We start from the raw sequence: 18579 nt of genomic DNA, 5'->3' as shown, positions 1-18579 counted from the left end.
CCCGTATGGATCGAACTCCCCTATGTTAGAAACTTCTTATTCAAACCGTTTTTATTGGTTTGCTGTAGGCTGGCTGCTGCTGTTATTTGCCGGTTCGCTTTATAGTCCTCCTACATTGATTTCGGATCCGGGAATCGGATTTCTGGATATGATCAATTTTGCTGAAGGAGGACGTTTTCAATACCACCGTACCCCCTCCATTGAGGATTTGAATACATGTGTGGAGATGCGTACCACCTGGTGGTCGCCGGGCCAATGGTTTTTTGTATATGTGTTTACGTTAACAGGGTTGTCGTTGAGTACTGCCATCAGTATAACGGTATTGGTTGCAAGCTGGATCGGTTTAATTGGGTGGATGAAACTCTACCGCTACTTTCAGTTCAACAAGCGGGTTGTTTTTTATGCAGGATTACTGATTCTTTTTTCACGCTACCTGTTTTCTGCCTTTCAACTTTATCCCGGTGGCAGTATTCTTGAGTTTGCAGCGGCACCCTGGCTACTTCTTTTATGGCTGAAACTTGAACGGGAAAGCATCTGGCTGCAGGCAATCTGTTTATTACCCTTACTCATCATATCTTATTTTATTAAGAGCAGTATGCTCATCTTTTGGCTGGGGGTTATTGGCAGTAATCTTTCGCTATTCAGTTTAAGGAAGATACCCTGGCTGCGCTTGATGGCACTGGGTCTTGTTTTTGTTGCTGGTAAATATTTTTGTGACTTATTATTTACCGGTGGTGGGGCTACTCCATTCAGTTATGCCGGAAACTGGATCAATTGGCGGGAAGGTGATTTGCTGCTGCTACTCCAACGCCTCCTTTTTTTATTAGCTGCTCCTTTAACGGCAGTTATAGGAGTTGATGATTATATCAATTATTTTTTGCAAAAACCGGGACATGTGCTGTTCAAGGATGGACACCCGGTTATGGTTGGGATCTATGTTGTTCTTATTGCTTTTTTTGGTTTGTTGATCCGGCGCTTTGTAAAAAAGGCTCAACTTTTACCTGACAGATACCGTGATTTACTGGTTGCTGTTACAGGGGTGTTTCTTGCTTTTTTTCTATATAGTTTTCTCAGTGGTAAACAAATAAACGGGTACGAAGAATCAAGGCACTTCCGGTTAGCAGGTTTGCTGCTGCTGCCTTTTGTGATCCACTACGCTGAACAAAAAGCAGGCAGATATTTTTTAATGATTCCTGCATTGATGTTTGTATATGCGGGTGTATCGTATTTTCAAAAAGTAAAAAGTCCAAAAGTAGTTTCTGAAAAATATGGGGTGGCCTTGAGTTCACCAAAATCGCAGGCCGACTATGCTGTTTTTCAAACGGAGGCAAAAAAAAGCGATCTGGTTTATGTCATTCACTCATCGTTAATTTATGATCTTGATCAATGCAAGGCGATCTACTACCAGGACGACTTTGCTTCTTTGGATATGATTCGATCCCGCAACAAGACCTACGTTACTGATAAGACGATTCTCTTTCTTTTTCCTGAGCGGTTTGCAGTAAATGGAAAACGGGATGCGGTTCTGGCAAATTTTATAGCCAGTAACTCTCTTCGAAAGCCGGATACCGAGGTTAAACAATTGAATGGCTGGGAGCTCGTTCGGGTTGTGTACTATTAAATTAAATGGCTGAACCGATCATATCCGTCATCGTTCCTGTTTATAATGCGGGGCCTTACCTCGAGGCCTGTATCCTTTCTATTTTACAACAAGGGTTTTCTGAACTGGAGATAATAGCCATTAACGATGGATCGACAGATAACAGTGCCGTACTTCTTGATCAACTGGCGGCAGATGACAGCCGCCTGCGTGTGTTTCACAACAGGAATCAGGGAGTAAGTGCTACCCGAAATTTCGGATTGCAACATGCAAAGGGAAGTTATATCGCCTTTTGTGATGCTGACGACTGGATGGAGCCCGAAATGCTGGAAACCCTTTATGAGGGCATAGTGAATGATGGGTGCGATTGGGCGATTTGTAATGCAAACATGATCAAGGAAGGAGCATTACCCATCAGGCGATTGAATATAGCTAATCAAGTGGTGGATGTAAATAGCAACAGAGCCGCTTTTGTTCATGCCGTGATGCGTTTCAATTACGACTATGCGAACTGGAACAAATTATTCAAGGCTTCTATTATCAAAGAACAGCAACTGCGTTTTTCGGAAGAGATGAGTATTGGGGAAGATCTCCTGTTTAATCTGCAATACCTGTGTTTTGTAAACAAGGCTGTTATTGCTGATCAATTATTGTATAATTACCGAATCGTTGGGAATTCATTGTACAATAGCAACAGTGAAAACCGGATACCTCATTTTAATTTACTGTTTAAAAACTATGCGAAGTTTTACGATCTGCAAAAAAATGAAGAACAATGGGAGGCATTCCGGGAAGAGATGGGCAGAATAGCCTACAACCAGTTGTTGTGGGAAATTGAAATGCGTGTAAAAACAGAGCGTCACAGTTTTTTGCGTACAGTGAGAAATTACCGTAACGAGTTAAAGCAGGTTGAGCCTGGCCTGTTTTATTATCCGGATGAAACTGTTTCCGCATTTCAAGGAATTAAAAAGCGGTTACTTGCAAACAGGCAGTTTAATTTGTTCTCTATTCTGATTGCGCTAAAACAATATCTCAAACCTGTTGCAAAGCGGGTGCGGTTAATTTTCAAAAGCAGGATTTAAGCTGAAACCACAACAATTATGAGTTTGATATCTATTCTTCCTGTTCGTTAAGGTGAATTGGAATCATTATGTTTTTTTTGTGTTTATAAAAGGTTTCCCGACAAGCAATATTTTTTGCTAAACAATTAGTTAGTTGTATGAATAGCCCACTTGTAAGTGTTTTAATGACTTCTTTTAACCGGGAGAAATATATTGGACAAGCGATTGAAAGTGTTCTAGCATCTTCCTACATGCATTTTGAGTTAATTATTGTTGATGACAGATCAACGGACGATACCGTAGCAATTGCACAGTCTTACGCAGTTAATGATTCCCGTGTACATGTTTATATAAACGAACAAAATATCGGTGATTATCCAAATAGGAATAAAGCAGCTTCTTATGCGAAAGGGGAATTTTTAAAGTACCTAGATGCCGATGATCTTATTTATCGGCATGGAATTGAAGTAATGGTTGAGTATATGGAACGTTTTCCAAATGCAGGCTTTGGGTTGTCGGTTACCGGGTTTGATGATGATGAGCCTTACCCTATGTTGCTGCTGCCAGAAGATATTATCAGAAGTGAATTTTTAAGTAAAAGCTATCTTACTGTTGGACCATCTGCTTCAATTATACGAAAGGATGCTTTTGAGGCTGTTGGAGGGTTCAGCGGTGTTCAATTTATTGGCGATACAGAATTGTGGTTGAGATTAGCTGAAAACTATCCTATGGTGCTGATGAACCCATCGTTTAATTGGTGGCGTCAACATCCGGAACAACAGATGAAACAGGAAAAGAAAAATCGTGAAATTGCAATCAAACGTTTGAATCTTTCTCTTAGACACCTGGAAAGGAATCGATCAGTTTTTACAGCAGAAGAGTATCAATTTGCATTGAAACGAAAGAAGCAACACTTTGCAAGAAGCATACTATCACAGACTATTAAAAAAGGTGATTTAAAATCCTTGCAATTTTATTTGAAGAAAAGTGGATTAGAATTAAATGACTGGCTTGCCGGGTTGAGGGGTTACATGTAAAGGTATGAGTCTGGTATCTGTTATTATCCCTGTTTACAATTGCGGCAAGTCGTTACATCGAACGATGCAATCGGTGTTGGCACAAACCTATCAACCACTGGAAGTGATTCTTGTTGATGACGGGTCGACCGATAACAGTTATGTGCTTGCGAAAGAATATGAGGGTAGCCATGTGCAAGTGCTGCAGCAAAAAAATGCAGGAGCCGCCGTTGCCCGCAATACAGGTGTTGCAAATGCAAGTGGTGTGTATATTCAATTTCTGGACGCAGGAGATGTGTTGAGTACAACAAAGATCGAAGAACAAGTGGAGGCATTAGCAGCTCAACCGAAGAAAGTAGCAGTGTGTAATTACAAACAGTTTACAAACGATGAAGAACTGGTGAATGGAATTTACCCCGATCAGTCATCCTTTATTTATTCCAGTAATGATCCGCAGGATTTCTTAATTGATCTCTGGGGAGGGAAAGGCAATCTGCATTTTATACAAACCAATTGCTGGCTGGTTCCCAAATCGGTTATTGAAAAAGCAGGAGGTTGGCGGGCCTACCGTTGCCCGGATGATGATGGTGAGTTTTTTGCCCGTGTGTTGCTCGCAAGTGAAGGTGTAGTATATGTGCCGGGTGTTTATAATTATTATCATATTGAGCCGGAAGGGGGAAACCAGCTAAGCAGGAACAGAAACAAAAAATATTTGCAGAATACCTTGCTCACGATCGATCTCAAGCATCAATACCTTTTACAAAAAGGGCCGCATCCGTTGCTGGCCAAAGCCATGGCGGCACAGTATCTTCAATTTGCTGTGGATATGTATCCGGCACAAAATCTATTATCAGCAATAGCCTATAAACGGTACCGGGCATTGAACGAGCCTGCCCCGTTGCCTGTATTGGGTGGGAGCTTGTTTGAATTTATCAAACAGGTTTTTGGCTGGCGTACTGCAAGGCTCATCCGCTATTATTTAAGAGAACGATGAAAGAAAAAAAAATCCTTTTTCTTACAACAACGAATCTGGCAGCCAATCCAAGGCTTACAAAGGAATTATGGTTGGCAACGGCAAATGGCTTTGATGCTACGGTACTCCAGTTTACATTAGGGAACTGGAGTGATGAAAAAACGGAAGCGTTGGAGAAAGAATTTACAGATGTGAATTTTATCCGTCTTTCAGCTTTACGCAAGCCTTTTCTTCCATGGTTGATCAGTTCAATACTGGAATGGTTCTTTCGTATGTTGCCTTATGGCACAATGCCTACGCTATGGCTTTCAGTGGCCGTAAGTAAGCGTACTTATCTGTTGTTGAAGGAAGTTAAAAAAATGAAGTCATCTTTCAGGTGGGTAGTCGCACATAACCCGGGTGCATTTTATCCGGCACAGGTTGCTGCCAAACAAACCGGTGCTTTTTTGGGGATTGATGTGGAAGATTATCACCCGGGAGAAACAACCGATAAACGAGCAAGTATGCGAATGAAGGAGTTGATGCAGCGGGTATTGCCTGCTGCAGATTATTGTTCTTTTGCCGCTCCGCTTATCAAGGAAAAGTTCTCAAAGGAGTTGACTGATCTGCCCGTTTCACAACTTGTGATTTTGAATGGATTTGAACAATCCGATTTTTTGATGCCGGCCGATCTGCAGCAACAGCCTTTGAAATGTGTTTGGTTTTCGCAGTTTATCGACAAAGGCCGGGGGCTTGAACCTGTTTTACCCGTGATCAGTTCACTGCATCCGGATGTGGAACTGCACCTTGTGGGGAATTTGAAGGAGGCGTTCCGGGATCAATTTATTCAATCGCAGCAAGGGATTGTTGTACATGACAGTATGAAACAAAAAGATCTCCACCGGTTTCTGGAAAAGTTTGATGTGGGGCTTGCATTGGAACCGGGACGTGACGTTAATAATCAGTTGGCCCTGTCAAATAAAATGATGGCTTTTGCACAGGCAGGTTTATTTATTCTGGCAACAAATACACCTGCCCAAGATCAGTTTCTTGCTGAAAGCAAATGGGAAAGTAAGCAGACAGATTTATCGCCCGCCCATCTAAAAGAAGTGCTTCTACAGTTGATTCAGCAAAAAGAACAAATCAGAATGAACCGTCACCAACGATTTGCAAAAGGGAAGTTGTACAACTGGGAGAAAATATCATTACCCCTTGTGCATGAATGGGAAAAGAAGCGGCTAAATTGATCATCAACTAAGAAAGCAAAAAAAAAAAATCTCATCATCAGGGACCAGAGTTATCAATCATCCAGTTCATGTACAGTTCAATGAAATGGTCCAGGGAACGGCATTTGTCTGCGTCTAACTGAAGTTTATGACAACTTTATATAAACATAATCAGGTAGCGGGTTCAAATTGACTCGAAATTGAACACGTAGTTATATGCTTTTTAATTCAACCATTTTTGCAATATTTCTGCCGATAGTATTTGTACTCTATTGGTTTGTGACGGGTAACAAGTTGTGGTTACAGAATTTAATGTTGTTATGTTCAAGTTACATCTTCTACGGATGGTGGGATTGGAGGTTTTTATTTTTGTTGCTTTTTTCAACCTTGTTGGATTATTTCTCAGGAATAAAAATTCATGAAGCAGAAAAACAGTCGAGCCGTAAATTTTGGTTGATCTTAAGTGTTGTTATCAATTTGGGATTTTTAGGCTTTTTTAAATACTATAATTTCTTTGCTGTCGAATTTGCAACGCTATTAAGACAAATCGGATTTAGCGTTAATGAGGGCTCATTTAAGATCATTCAAATCATATTACCTGTCGGGATTTCTTTTTATACGTTTCATGGGCTATCTTATATCATTGATATTTACAAAAGGAGAATACCTGCCGTCTATAATTTCCCCGAATACGCTTTATTTGTAAGCTACTTCCCTTTGCTTGTTGCGGGCCCAATTGAGAGGGCAACACATCTTCTTCCCCAAATACAAAGACCCAGAGTATTTAATAAACAACAAGCTGTTAATGGTCTACGACAAATCTTATGGGGGTTATTTAAAAAAGTTGTGATCGCCGATACCTGCGCTACCTATGCAAACCTCATTTTTAATAACAGTGTTGATTATAATGGCAGCACCCTTTTTTTAGGTGCCGTTTTTTTTGCATTCCAGATTTATGGTGATTTTTCCGGTTATTCTGATATTGCTTTAGGTGTTTCCAAACTATTCGGAATGGAATTGCTGCGCAACTTTTCCTTCCCCTATTTTTCGAGAGACATTGCAGAATTTTGGCGTCGATGGCATATTTCACTTTCAACCTGGTTCAGGGACTACTTGTATATACCACTAGGGGGGAGTAAAGGCGGTACGTGGATGAAAGTCCGAAATACATTTATTATTTTTCTGGTGAGCGGTTTCTGGCATGGAGCTAACTGGACGTTTATTGTTTGGGGCTTGTTGAATGCACTTTATTTTATACCACTTTTGATTTCCAGCAAAAACCGTAATCATTTGGATATTGTTGCTCAAGGAAAAGCGTTTCCTACAATAACCGATGTTGGAAAAATACTGGTTACTTTTATTCTTACAGTTATTGCATGGATATTTTTCAGATCGACCAATTTATCACAGGCTTGGGAGATTGTAACAACAATTTTTTCTCCATCCTTTTTTCAGCCACTTCAAATGCTTCCAAAACAACCTCTTCTATTAATATCGTTTTTTATGATGATTGAATGGGTGGGACGAGAGCATCATTACGGCCTGGAGCAAATTGGTATTCGTTGGCCGAAATTTTTACGTTGGAGTTTTTTCTATTTGCTTGTTTTACTGGTTTTTATTTATAGCGGAGAAGATCAGGCGTTTATTTATTTTCAATTTTAGTATGCGAAACTTCCTTCAGTCATTGCTGTTGTTTTTAGTACCAATCATTTTGTTTTGTATTTCTTGTGAATTTTTACTTCGGCAGATCCCAAACGATTTTATGGTGAAGCGAAGTTATCTTGATCGATATTCCGACAGTATAGAGGTAATAGCTTTAGGCAATTCGCATGTTTTATATGGAATTAATCCGGATGTACTGACCTTGAAAGGCTTTAATGCAGCGAATGTATCACAATCTTATAATCTGGATTATGAACTATTGATGAAATATAAAAGTAGCTGGGGCCAGTTAAAGCATATTATTCTTCCCGTCGATTATTTCTCTTTTTTTATGAGTCTCGAGTCTAGTGATGAAAGATGGCGGCTCAAAAATTATGAAATATATTATGATTTAAATGTGGGAAATGATATTGCAAGTCACACAGAAATGTTGAGCAATAACTTAAGTGTTAATCTTAAACGTCTGCAAAAATACTATCTTGGAAAGGAATCAAATAGCTTTTGTTCCTTACAAGGTTGGGCAAAAAATTATACAACGTCTGCAACTCTAACAGAGTTAACATCATCAGGAGTCAGCAGAGCTCAATATCACACCAGTTTAAGTGACATTCAATATCTAAAAAAGAATTTGAATGTTATGTATTCAATTATTGAGTTTGCAAAAAAGAGAAAAATAAAGATTCTTTTATATACTTCACCTTGTTATAAAGCTTACTCACAAAGCCTAGATCAGAATCAAATGAATCGATCAATTAGTCAAGCCAGGGATTTTGAGAATAATTTCAGCAATGTTACCTATGTAAATTTTTTGAATGATTCGTCATTTTCTGCCGTTGATTTTTTTGATGGTGATCATTTAAATGCCATGGGCGCTACAAAGCTTACTTCTAAAATTGATAGTATTTTAGCTTTACCAAATTAGTCTTTTCACTTTACAGCATTCCTTTTTATTTTGAAAAAAATTCTCATCATTGCGCCTCACTATCCGCCATCAAATCTTGCAGCAGTTCACCGCAGCCGTTTGTTTGCACAGCATTTGCCTGCATTTGGTTGGGAGCCTATTATCTTAACCGTGCATGAAGATTACTATGAGGAAGAATTAGACTGGAACCTGCATCAACTTTTACCAACTGAACAACGTATTGAAAAAGTAAAAGCCCTTAAGGTTACACAACCCAGGTTGATCGGCGATATCGGGTTACGTGCTTTTTATCAATTGCGTAAGCGGGCATTGGAACTGGTGAAGCAGGAAGGAATCGATTTTGTATATATTCCTATTCCGTCGTTTTATGTTTCATTGATTGGCACGTATTTGCACAATCGAACAGGAGTAAAGTATGGTATTGATTATATTGATCCGTGGGTGCATGTCTTCCCGGGGTCGGATAAACTATTTTCAAGGCATTGGTTCAGTACAAGACTTGCAAAATGGTTAGAACCCAAAGCAGTGAAGCAGGCATCGCTTATTACAGGTGTAGCTGAAGGTTATTACAAGGCGGTGATTGAACGTAATCCTGCTTTAAAAACTACCTGTTTATTTGGTGCTATGCCTTATGGTGGAGAGGCAAATGATCATAATGGCCTGCAAAAACTGAACTTGCACCCTTATCTTTTTCAGGCCAACAACAAACTTCAGTTCGTTTATGCAGGAGCAATGTTGCCAAAGGCGTATGCACCTTTAGAAGAAATTTTCAAAGCAATTGCTTCAAATAAAACAAGTTTTGAACAGGTTGAATTTCATTTTATCGGTACAGGCAAAACGCCAAACGATGAAACAGGATATAACATTAAACAACTGGCTGAAAAATATAATTTGTGGGAATCCGTTGTGTTCGAATATCCCAAACGCATTCCCTATTTGGATGTACTTGTACATCTTGCCGCAGCTGATGCGGTATTTATTCTGGGAAGTACCGAACCGCATTATACTCCCAGTAAATCATACCAGGCGGTATTAAGTGGAAAGCCAATCCTTGCCGTATTGCATGAAGAAAGCACTGCCGTTAAAGTATTGGAAGAATCGAACACAGGTATTGTTTTAAGTTTTGCAGGCGAGGCAGAACTGCAAAAAATTTATAAGAACTGGATGGATGTGTTCAACAGGTTCAGCAAGTATGCAAATCAATTTAATTCCTCATCCGTAAAGAAGGAAGCGTTTGAACAATATTCTGCAAAAGCAGTTACAAATCAACTGGCAATATTATTGAATCAACTCTTTAAATAAATGTATACCTGTAAATTATGAACAATCGGTTAAAAGATATCGCAAATGATTTTTTACCTCCTTATCTTTTGCGGGTTGCCAAGCGTATTTATCGGGGCAAGTATTTAGCGAAGGATAGCCTTGATAAGAAGATGAAGAAATATTTGGATTATGATCATGGATTTTTTGTTGAGCTGGGAGCCAATGACGGATTGGTGCAATCGAATACGTATTATTATGAACAGCAAAAAAGCTGGAAAGGGATATTGATTGAACCGTCGCCTAACAAGTTTTTAGCATGTAAGGCCAACAGAGCGAAACGTAATGCCTTTTTCTGTGCAGCCTGTGTTTCATTTGGCTTTCAAGAAGAGTTTGTAAAGATTGCTTACTCTGATTATATGTCGGCACCATTGAATCTTGAATCTGATATTGCCGATCCCTTAGCGCATGCAAAGGCTGGAGAAAAATATTTACCGGAACATGAACAGGTGTTTGAATTTGGGGCCAAAGCTGTTCCGTTGAATTCGTTACTAAGTCAGGCGGCAGCGCCTAAAGAAATTGATTTTTTATCGCTGGATGTGGAGGGAGCTGAAATTGAAGTTTTGAAAGGAGTTGATCATACAAACTACCGGTTTAAATATCTGTTAATTGAATGCAGGGATTTTGAAAAGTTGAATGGCTATCTCTCCGCAGCAGGGTATCGTTTTTTAGAAAAGCTGAGTCATCATGATTATTTATTTACAGGAACACAACAATAATTATGCGTAAACATAACCGGGTAAGGGATTTACTGGTTTACACCATCACATCGGTACAAAAATTATTACTGAAGGGAATGATAAGTCTTTTCTTAAAGGATATTAGGGTGTTTGGGCGCTGGTGGAAATTCCGGGTTTCATCAAAGAGCACGCTTGATTTTCGTACACCCTGGTTAGTATTTGATGCTATTGATTTTTTGAGCAACTGGTTGCGAAAAGACATGGTTGTTTTTGAATATGGATCGGGCGGTTCTTCTTTATTTATATCGGATAGAGTAAACAAACTTTATTCGGTAGAGCATAATGAACAATGGTTTGGTAATGTAAGTGATGCGATAAAAACAGAAGGTATTCAAAACATTGACTTGCGGTTGTACCGACCTGTCGTGAAGATCAATGACCCGAAAGTTGATTGCAGTGATCCTAAAAACTATATTTCCTGTATGGGTGAGTTCAAAGATTTAAACTTTGAAACATATGTAAAGTCCATAGCCGCATTTCCCGATAATTATTTTGATTTGATTATTGTGGATGGCAGAGCCAGGCCTTCCTGCATTCAGCATGCGATGCCAAAAGTAAAGACCGGAGGTGTTTTGTTAGTTGATAATGCTGACAGAGCATATTATCTCTCGCATTTCCCGGAATTACGTGATGAAGACAACTGGGATGAGAAAGCATTTATCGGGCATTTCCCTTACTGTCCCGCTTCTATTTTGGGAACAACTATTCTATTTACTAAAAAAGGGTATTAACAGCTATGATCCGATTTGCCATCATTATTCCTTTTCGACCTAATGCAGAATCTGTAAACTGGAACAAAGAGAGTGCTTTGCTGCAACAAACCATTCAATCGGTGCTTCGACAAACTTTTACATCATTTAAAGTTTTCGTTGTGTATACAGATGCGCCAAGCGTAGTTATTGATGATGCAAAAGTGGAGTATCATGAATTTCCCTATGGATACAAGAGTTATCTTGAATTGGAAAACAGAGAGGACTTGTTATCAAAATTTAAGTCGGAGAAAATGGTTACCCGCCGTTGGGATAAGGCACGGAAACTTTGTTACGGCTCTAAACTGGCGAAGGATGCAGGTTGCGATTATATCATGGCACTTGATGCAGATGATCTTTTGAGCAACCGGTTTCTTGCGTACATGGCAAAAGACGCACAAAAAGATAAAAGGAAAGGTTGGTTTGTTGAAAAGGGATACCTGTACCGGGAGAATAGCAACTATCTTGTGAAAGTTCCAAAAAATATGCGTTTCCTTAATGGCTCTACACATATTCTCCATTCGGACCTTGTAAAAATTCCTGATTTCGCTTCGCTTGATTGGCTGGATTATAATCTCTTTACTGATCACGGCTGGATCAAACACCGCTTGGAAGAATATTATGGGGCTTTGCTATACCCGATTCCTTTTCCTGCTTTGGTTTATGTAGTACATCGATCAAATATTTCACAAGTTGGCAAAAAGGAATTCGGATTTAATTTAAAAAGTATTGTCAAACGGATCCTTCGAGGCAAATTACTTACCACTTCGTTGCGTGAAGAGTTTAATATCATCTAAGCAGTTTCTTGTTTTATTGCTGTCGTCCTTTTAATGCAAAACAAAGCAGTATTTATATACTCCGTATTCTGATTTAGTAACACCCAAACCACATTCATGAAACGTTTTTTACAAATTCTTCGATTTATCCGGGAGCATCCGCTTGCCGGCAGAAACTTACTTAAAGCTTATTGGCGTTTTTTCAGCTGGCAGTTTTCTCAGCGACTATCGCCCCATACAGCAGTTTATCAATTTACGCCTCATTCAAAACTGGCATTGAAACGTAAGCTGATTGGTGCAACGGGTAATCTTTATGTTGGGTTACACGATTTTTCAGAGATGGGATTCCTGTTGCATTTTTTGCGACCGAATGATTTATTTGCAGATATCGGTGCGAATGTAGGTACCTATACTGTACTGGCTTCCGGCGAAATCAAAGCAAGATCTTTGTCGTTTGAACCGATTCCGTCAACGGCAGATTGGCTAAGAAAAAATATTGAGGTCAATAAGATGGGTCATCTTGTACAGGTGTTTCCAATTGGGTTAGGAAGTAAGCAGGATGTTATTCGTTTTACATCGGATTTTGATGCGGAAAACAGAGTAGTTTCAAAATTTGAAGAGAAAGATCACTATCTCGAAGTAAAAGTTGAATCCTTTGATTCTTTGTTTTATCCGGATACAGTTCCTGCGCTCATGAAGATTGATGTAGAGGGGTTCGAGACTGAAGTATTGAAAGGAATGGGAAAAACGCTTGCCGATACCCGGTTGAAGGCGATTATTATTGAGTTGAACGGATCCGGTTACCGATATGGATTTGATGAGAAACAAATTCACCAGGATTTATTAGATGCAGGATTTCAACCTTACAGTTATGACCCTTTTTCAAGACAGATGCAACAGCTTTCAACGTTTGGCTCCAATAACACTATTTACATGCGGGATCTTGATTTTATCAGGATGCGACTGCGTGATGCTGGCAAGCTAAAAATTTTCGGCCAGGTATTTTAATCATGAAGCGTCTTGCCATCATTACCACACACCCCATTCAGTATAATGCGCCATTGTTTCGTGTATTAAGTGAGCGGAAGCGGATCGCCGTAAAAATATTTTATACCTGGGGCCAATCACAGGAAGCAGTATTTGATGCAAGATTCGGATTGCAACGCAGTTGGGATATTCCTTTGTTAGACGGGTATGAATATGAATTTGTACATAATGTGTCCAAAAGACCTGACTCGAACCGTTTTTGGGGAGTGATCAATCCGGGATTGATCAAACAATTGGAGCAAGAGCAATTTGATGCGATCCTGGTTTACCGCTGGAGCCTGTTCAGTCACTTGCGTATACTGCGTTCATTCGGTGGAAAACCGAGATTATTTTTTCGTGGTGATTCGCATTTGTTGAAACGAGAGCGTGGATTAAAAGCAGTATTGAAAAAACAGTTGTTGCGATTTGTTTATCAGAGAGTAGATAAAGCTTTTTATGTTGGTGCATATAATAAAACCTATTACCGGCACTCGGGTTTGACGCAGGATCAATTACTATATGCCCCTCATGCCATCGATAACGAAAGGTTTTCAGCTGATGCTGAGGGATGGGAAGCGAAAGCAAGCGCTGAACGTTTATTACTCACTATTCCACAGCACTGTCTTGTTTTTCTTTATGCCGGTAAATTTTATGAAGTAAAACAACTGGAACTGTTGATCGAAGTGTTTCAACAGTTGAAAGGTGATCAGTACCGTTTACTCCTGGTGGGTAATGGTGAACAGGAAGAACAGTTACGTGCATCAGCAGCGACTGATGACCGTATTCTTTTTCAGCCATTCCGCAACCAAAGTGAAATGCCCTTGGTGTATCGTTTGGGTGATGTGTTTGTATTGCCGAGCAAACGTGAAACATGGGGGCTTGGAGTAAATGAAGCGATGGCCTGCAGCCGGCCGGCCATTGTGAGTGATGCGTGTGGGTGTGCACCTGAATTGATTGTGGAAAGAGAAACGGGATTTGTTTTTCGAAGTGGCGATGAAGCTGATCTTTTGACACAGATGCAGCAGTTTACGGATAAAACTGTTTCAAAAAAGATGGGAGAAAAGGCTTTTGAACATATTCAACAATTTAGTTTGGAAAGAGTGGCGGAGGTGATTGAGGAGGCGGTGGGGGAGGTAGAAGATAGGAGATAGAAGATAGGAGGTAGGAAGGAAGAAGGCACAAGGGACAAGGAACAAGGCACAAGGCACAAGGCACAAGGAACAAGGCACAAGGAACAAGGCACAAGGAAGAAAAGGCAAAAGACAAAAGCCAAAAGACAAGATCCAAAATCCAAAAGATAAGGCACAAGGCACAAGGGGCAAGGCACAAGGAAGAAAAGACAAAATCCAAAAAACAAAATCCAAGAGGAAGGAAGTAAGTAAGAAGTTAGCGGTAAGTAGTATGAAGAAATTAGCGATTGTTACGTCTCATCCGATTCAGTATAATGCGCCTTTGTTCCGGTTGTTAACGGAGCGGGGAAGGATTGATCTGAAGGTATTTTATACGTGGGGACAAACAGAACAGGGTTTTGTGTATGATCCGGATTTTAAAAAAGAATTCAAATGGGATATTCCTTTGCTGGACGGCTATAAAAAAGAGTTTGTTGAAAATATTTCGAAAGAACCCGGCGCAGGTCATTATAAAGGGATCAAAAACAGCGATCTTATTCAACGTATTGATGCGTATGCTCCCGATGCTTTACTTGTATTCGGGTGGAGTTTTCAGAGTCATTTACAAGTGCTGAAACATTACAGTGGTCAAAAAAAAATACTGTTTCGTGGAGATTCAACCTTGTTAGATGAACAAAAAGGAATTTCTGTGCGAAAAATTTTACGAAGGCTTTTTTTGAAATGGGTTTACCGTCATGTTGATGTTGCGTTGTATGCAGGTGCTGCCAACAAAGATTATTATAAAGCACATGGACTTACCGAAGCCCAGCTTGTTTATGCGCCACATGCAGTAGATAATACCCGTTTTACTGATGTTGATGAAACTTATGAAAGAAAGGCAACAGCGTGGCGGAAAGAGCTTGGCATTTCAGCAGATGAGTTGGTGTTCCTGTTTGCTGGTAAATTAGAGCCAAAGAAAGATCCGGGGTTATTGACCGAAGCCTTTACTTCTCTTTCATCACCCGGTATCCGCCTGATCATTGTTGGTAACGGTGTGCTGGAACAGGAGCTGAAACAAAAGGCAGCTGCAGATGAACGCATCCTTTTTCTTGATTTTCAGAATCAGCAACAAATGCCGGTTGTTTACCGTTTGGGAACTGTGTTTGTGCTTCCTTCGAAAGGACCGGGTGAAACATGGGGGCTGAGTGTAAATGAGGCCATGGCCTGTGAGCGAGCTGTGATCGTAAGTAACAAATGCGGGTGCGCCAAGGATCTTGTGAATGGTAACGGACTTATTTTTGAAGCGGAGAACAGAGCGGATTTGCAAAAAGCGTTGCTTTATTTTGCAACTAACAGAATGGAGGCCTCTCAGATGGGAAACAAAGGTTTTCAGCTGATCCGGCAATTTTCACACGAACAGGTAGCTGCGGCTATTGAACAGATACTATGAATTATAACAAAGCCATTTTTGCTTTAATCGCTTTTATCACAGCCGCTTTCTTTACTACGGTTGATAAGATGCGTACGGATGAGATCCTGGCGATTGGTCTTTTTGTTTATTTTCTTCTCGATTTTATTGATTCCATCGGTAAGAATTATAATATCCTTGATATACCTATCCTGCTTGCGCTGTTTCAATGTTTGCTGATGCCCATTGTTGTTTATCATGTTTATAATGATGACTCGCTGGTGATAGCGTTGAAATATGATATGGGGGTAACACCCGAACGTTACTATGGGTTTATGTTCCCTGCCATTGTGATGATGATCATTGGTATGAAATTGCCCCCGCTGTTGCAGGTTTCTTACCAGCAAAAATTTCTTCAGGCAGTTCATTCTGTAAAGGCATATCTCGTAGGTAAAGGGAATATGGGTGTACTACTCATTGTTATTGGCGTTGTGGCCAATGTGATGCGGGATTTTATAGGTGGCTCCATGCAATACATTGCTTACCTTATCAGTATGCTGTTATACGTGGGAGTTTTGTACACCTACTTTTCTGATCACAAGCAACGGTTCTGGTACCTGGTAGCTGGTGCCGTGGTTATTTCTGTACAATCCCTCCGTAAGGGGATGTTTGGCGAACTTGTGTATGTGTTGTTACTGGCAGGGCTGTTGATGCTGCTGGGTAAAAAAATCAGCAATCTTCAGAAATACGGGCTTGCCTTTCTTGCCTTCTTTGCTGTGTTAATCCTTCAAAGTGTAAAAGCTGATTACCGGGCCATAGCCTGGCGTGGGCAAGGAAACCAGGAGCAGAGTAACGCGGGGGCTTTTGTATCATTGATTGCCGACAGGATCGCTGAGCCGGGTCGTTTTTTTGATCTTGACCTGATGTTCCCAACCGTTAACCGTTTTAATCAAGGGATGATCGTGGCAAAAGTGCTGGATCATGTACCCAGCCGTGCCCCTTATGCTGAAGGTGAAACGATCTTTAAATCACTTGCTGCTACGTTTGTACCGAGGTTGCTGTGGCCGGATAAACCGATGAGTGGCGGGCAAGAAAATATGCTGCGGTTCACCGGTTTTCTGATCGAAGGGTATAGTATGAATATCAGTCCTATGGGCGAAGCCTATGGGAATTATGGTGTGGAGGGGGGCATCTTTTTTATGCTGTTCTATGGATTATTTTTCTCACTCCTGATCGTTTTGCTGATGAGTTATGTGCGGAAGCGGCCCACGATTATTTTGTGGTTCCCGATATTATTTCTGAACTCCATACAAATGGAAACTGATATATTGATGTGCCTGAATTCCTTAATTAAGAATATGATTTTTGTGGCTGCTGTTTTTTGGGCGGCAGACCGGTTTTTGCGGTTGAAACTCTAACCGCAGATGAAGATGATGGAAAAGGAGAACTCAAAATCCAAAATCCAAAGACCAAAACACAAGGCACAAGGAGCAAGGCACAAGGAGCAAGGCACAAGGCACAAGGGACAAGGCACAAGGAGGAAAGCCAAAAGCCGAGAACCAAAATCCAAAAGTTAAAAGCAAGGGACAAGGGGAAAAGTAAGGCACAAGAGACAAGGCACAAGAGACAAGGTGTAAGGGACAAGGCACAAGGGACAAGGTGCAAGGGACAAGGAGGATAGCCAAAAGCCAAAATCCAAATGCCAAGAACCAAAAGCCAAGATACAAGTAGAAGAGATCAAGATTGAACGATTAACTCCAGTTGTTTTTGAAGAAACGTATCCTTATTTTTTACGATCATTTTTACCCGGCATGGAAAGCAGGTGGGCCGGTGCAGTCGTTGGTGAACCTTGTGCGGCAATTGTATAATGACTATGATCTGTATGTTGTCTGTAAGCCTCATGAAATGAATGAGCAGTTAACATTGCCCGGGATTTCTATAAATAAATGGAACGATTGGGAAGGAAAGGCAAAGGTTTATTACCGTGACTATGCAAGCGGGCATCATTATCAATTAAAAGATCTGATCGCTTCGGTAGAACCTGATGCGATCTTTATCAATGGATTGTTTTCTCTACACTTTACTATTCGTCCTTTGCAATATGCTGTTGCTTATTGCAAGCATCATACAAATTGCAAGTTGATCCTTTCAGCAAGAGGAATGCTTCATCCCGGAGCGTTGTCACAGAAATCATTTAAGAAGAAAATCTTTTTGACCTTCTTTAAACTGGCGGGCTGGCACAAAGCTGTTCATTGGCATGCAACAGATGAACAGGAATTGCAGTATATCAAACAGCAATTTGGTTCGGGAATGAATGTGCTTGTTGCAGGTAATTTCCCCAACCTGTTGCCGGTTGTTTCCATGCCTGAAAAGAAAGAGCAGGAACTCATCATGGGAACAATAGCACTTATCAGTGCCATGAAAAATCATTTGGCTGTTTTGCAGGCTCTGCAAAACAGCAGCGCTTCTGTTCAATGGCATATTTACGGACCGGTGAAAGATGCAGCTTACTGGAAAGCGTGTGAGCAGCTGATTCATCAACTGCCAAACAATATCAAGGTTGTTTATCATGGCGAGTTATCGCCTGCTGATCTTACAAAAGCGATGGAGCAGTTTCAACTGTTTATTATGCCCAGCAAGAGTGAAAATTTCGGTCATGCTTTGCTGGAGGCGTTGAGTGCTGGTAAACCGGTGATCACTACCAATACAACTCCTTTTAAAGATCTGCAGGCTGTGAAAGCAGGAACTACTGTTGCGGTGAGCAAGCTCGAAGAACAGTTGCTTGTTGCCATTGAACAATTTGCAGCGATGAACAACGAAACGTTTGCCTTTTATGCTGATGGGGCGGCTTCGTTTGCACGAAATTTTGTTGATGTGGAAGTGATCAAAAAACAATACAGGGTTTTGTTTGCAGACCAACCTTAACTCTTTCAAGAAGAACCCACCCCTCGAACTAAGTTCCTAACCTTCGTTTCGATCGGTTACCTCCTAAGAGAACCCACCCCTACCCCT

Annotated in this window: 16 protein-coding genes; all 16 read left to right on the top strand. The window is 40.6% G+C overall.

Annotated elements, in window-relative coordinates; translation table 11 throughout:
• The first annotated feature begins 22 nt into the window (after positions 1-22).
• The 16 genes from VK159_RS04515 (at position 23) to VK159_RS04440 (ending at position 18492) form a co-directional block, all read left to right on the top strand.
• Positions 23-1621, top strand: coding sequence for a hypothetical protein (locus tag VK159_RS04515; RefSeq protein WP_324228956.1), 1599 nt, complete (start codon positions 23-25; stop codon positions 1619-1621).
• A gap of 5 nt (positions 1622-1626) precedes the next feature.
• On the top strand, positions 1627-2682 hold the full coding sequence (locus tag VK159_RS04510; protein ID WP_324228955.1) for a glycosyltransferase family 2 protein: 1056 nt from the start codon (positions 1627-1629) through the stop codon (positions 2680-2682).
• Positions 2683-2819: 137 nt separating this feature from the next.
• Complete coding sequence (locus tag VK159_RS04505; RefSeq protein ID WP_324228954.1) at positions 2820-3698, top strand: glycosyltransferase family 2 protein; 879 nt, start codon at positions 2820-2822, stop codon at positions 3696-3698.
• A gap of 4 nt (positions 3699-3702) precedes the next feature.
• Positions 3703-4671: a glycosyltransferase family 2 protein gene (locus tag VK159_RS04500; protein WP_324228953.1), complete on the top strand. Its 969-nt coding sequence runs from the start codon at positions 3703-3705 to the stop codon at positions 4669-4671.
• Positions 4668-5876, top strand: a complete 1209-nt coding sequence (locus VK159_RS04495; protein ID WP_324228952.1) for a hypothetical protein — start codon at positions 4668-4670, stop codon at positions 5874-5876. The genes VK159_RS04500 and VK159_RS04495 overlap by 4 nt, the downstream gene beginning before the upstream one ends.
• Positions 5877-6071: 195 nt before the next feature.
• Positions 6072-7517: an MBOAT family O-acyltransferase gene (locus VK159_RS04490; RefSeq protein WP_324228951.1), complete on the top strand. Its 1446-nt coding sequence runs from the start codon at positions 6072-6074 to the stop codon at positions 7515-7517.
• Positions 7518-7617: 100 nt separating this feature from the next.
• A complete protein-coding gene (locus VK159_RS04485; protein ID WP_324228950.1) occupies positions 7618-8439 on the top strand; it encodes a hypothetical protein in 822 nt (273 codons plus the stop codon).
• Between the two features lie 30 nt (positions 8440-8469).
• Complete coding sequence (locus VK159_RS04480; protein WP_324228949.1) at positions 8470-9741, top strand: hypothetical protein; 1272 nt, start codon at positions 8470-8472, stop codon at positions 9739-9741.
• A gap of 17 nt (positions 9742-9758) precedes the next feature.
• Complete coding sequence (locus tag VK159_RS04475) at positions 9759-10478, top strand: FkbM family methyltransferase (RefSeq protein WP_324228948.1); 720 nt, start codon at positions 9759-9761, stop codon at positions 10476-10478.
• A 2-nt stretch (positions 10479-10480) separates the two neighbouring features.
• Entirely contained in the window at positions 10481-11230 is a 750-nt protein-coding gene (locus VK159_RS04470; protein ID WP_324228947.1) for a hypothetical protein, read from the top strand.
• Positions 11231-11235: 5 nt separating this feature from the next.
• A complete protein-coding gene (locus tag VK159_RS04465) occupies positions 11236-12045 on the top strand; it encodes a glycosyltransferase family A protein (RefSeq protein WP_324228946.1) in 810 nt (269 codons plus the stop codon).
• 96 nt (positions 12046-12141) lie between these two features.
• Positions 12142-13032: an FkbM family methyltransferase gene (locus VK159_RS04460; protein ID WP_324228945.1), complete on the top strand. Its 891-nt coding sequence runs from the start codon at positions 12142-12144 to the stop codon at positions 13030-13032.
• A gap of 2 nt (positions 13033-13034) precedes the next feature.
• Positions 13035-14201 carry a glycosyltransferase family 4 protein gene (locus VK159_RS04455; protein ID WP_324228944.1) on the top strand — a complete coding sequence of 389 codons (1167 nt, stop codon included), beginning with the start codon at positions 13035-13037 and terminating at the stop codon, positions 14199-14201.
• Between the two features lie 250 nt (positions 14202-14451).
• Complete coding sequence (locus VK159_RS04450; RefSeq protein ID WP_324228943.1) at positions 14452-15609, top strand: glycosyltransferase family 4 protein; 1158 nt, start codon at positions 14452-14454, stop codon at positions 15607-15609.
• Positions 15606-16985, top strand: a complete 1380-nt coding sequence (locus VK159_RS04445; RefSeq protein WP_324228942.1) for a hypothetical protein — start codon at positions 15606-15608, stop codon at positions 16983-16985. Before VK159_RS04450 ends, VK159_RS04445 begins: the two co-directional genes overlap by 4 nt.
• Before the next feature lie 349 nt (positions 16986-17334).
• Positions 17335-18492 carry a glycosyltransferase family 4 protein gene (locus tag VK159_RS04440; RefSeq protein ID WP_324228941.1) on the top strand — a complete coding sequence of 386 codons (1158 nt, stop codon included), beginning with the start codon at positions 17335-17337 and terminating at the stop codon, positions 18490-18492.
• Positions 18493-18579: the final 87 nt, after the last annotated feature.

It is taken from the genome of Lacibacter sp. (genome assembly GCF_035299325.1).
GTDB lineage: Bacteria > Bacteroidota > Bacteroidia > Chitinophagales > Chitinophagaceae > Lacibacter.
This window is presented reverse-complemented; position numbering and strand designations above follow the sequence as displayed.

Excerpts from the sequence above, each read along its gene's own strand:
- VK159_RS04515 (WP_324228956.1), top strand. The coding sequence starts at position 23 with ATGTTAGAAACTTCTTATTCAAACCGTTTTTATTGGTTTGCTGTAGGC.
- VK159_RS04510 (WP_324228955.1), top strand. The coding sequence starts at position 1,627 with ATGGCTGAACCGATCATATCCGTCATCGTTCCTGTTTATAATGCGGGG.
- VK159_RS04505 (WP_324228954.1), top strand. The coding sequence starts at position 2,820 with ATGAATAGCCCACTTGTAAGTGTTTTAATGACTTCTTTTAACCGGGAG.
- VK159_RS04500 (WP_324228953.1), top strand. The coding sequence starts at position 3,703 with ATGAGTCTGGTATCTGTTATTATCCCTGTTTACAATTGCGGCAAGTCG.
- VK159_RS04495 (WP_324228952.1), top strand. The coding sequence starts at position 4,668 with ATGAAAGAAAAAAAAATCCTTTTTCTTACAACAACGAATCTGGCAGCC.
- VK159_RS04490 (WP_324228951.1), top strand. The coding sequence starts at position 6,072 with ATGCTTTTTAATTCAACCATTTTTGCAATATTTCTGCCGATAGTATTT.
- VK159_RS04485 (WP_324228950.1), top strand. The coding sequence starts at position 7,618 with ATGGTGAAGCGAAGTTATCTTGATCGATATTCCGACAGTATAGAGGTA.
- VK159_RS04475 (WP_324228948.1), top strand. The coding sequence starts at position 9,759 with ATGAACAATCGGTTAAAAGATATCGCAAATGATTTTTTACCTCCTTAT.
- VK159_RS04470 (WP_324228947.1), top strand. The coding sequence starts at position 10,481 with ATGCGTAAACATAACCGGGTAAGGGATTTACTGGTTTACACCATCACA.
- VK159_RS04465 (WP_324228946.1), top strand. The coding sequence starts at position 11,236 with ATGATCCGATTTGCCATCATTATTCCTTTTCGACCTAATGCAGAATCT.
- VK159_RS04460 (WP_324228945.1), top strand. The coding sequence starts at position 12,142 with ATGAAACGTTTTTTACAAATTCTTCGATTTATCCGGGAGCATCCGCTT.
- VK159_RS04455 (WP_324228944.1), top strand. The coding sequence starts at position 13,035 with ATGAAGCGTCTTGCCATCATTACCACACACCCCATTCAGTATAATGCG.
- VK159_RS04450 (WP_324228943.1), top strand. The coding sequence starts at position 14,452 with ATGAAGAAATTAGCGATTGTTACGTCTCATCCGATTCAGTATAATGCG.
- VK159_RS04445 (WP_324228942.1), top strand. The coding sequence starts at position 15,606 with ATGAATTATAACAAAGCCATTTTTGCTTTAATCGCTTTTATCACAGCC.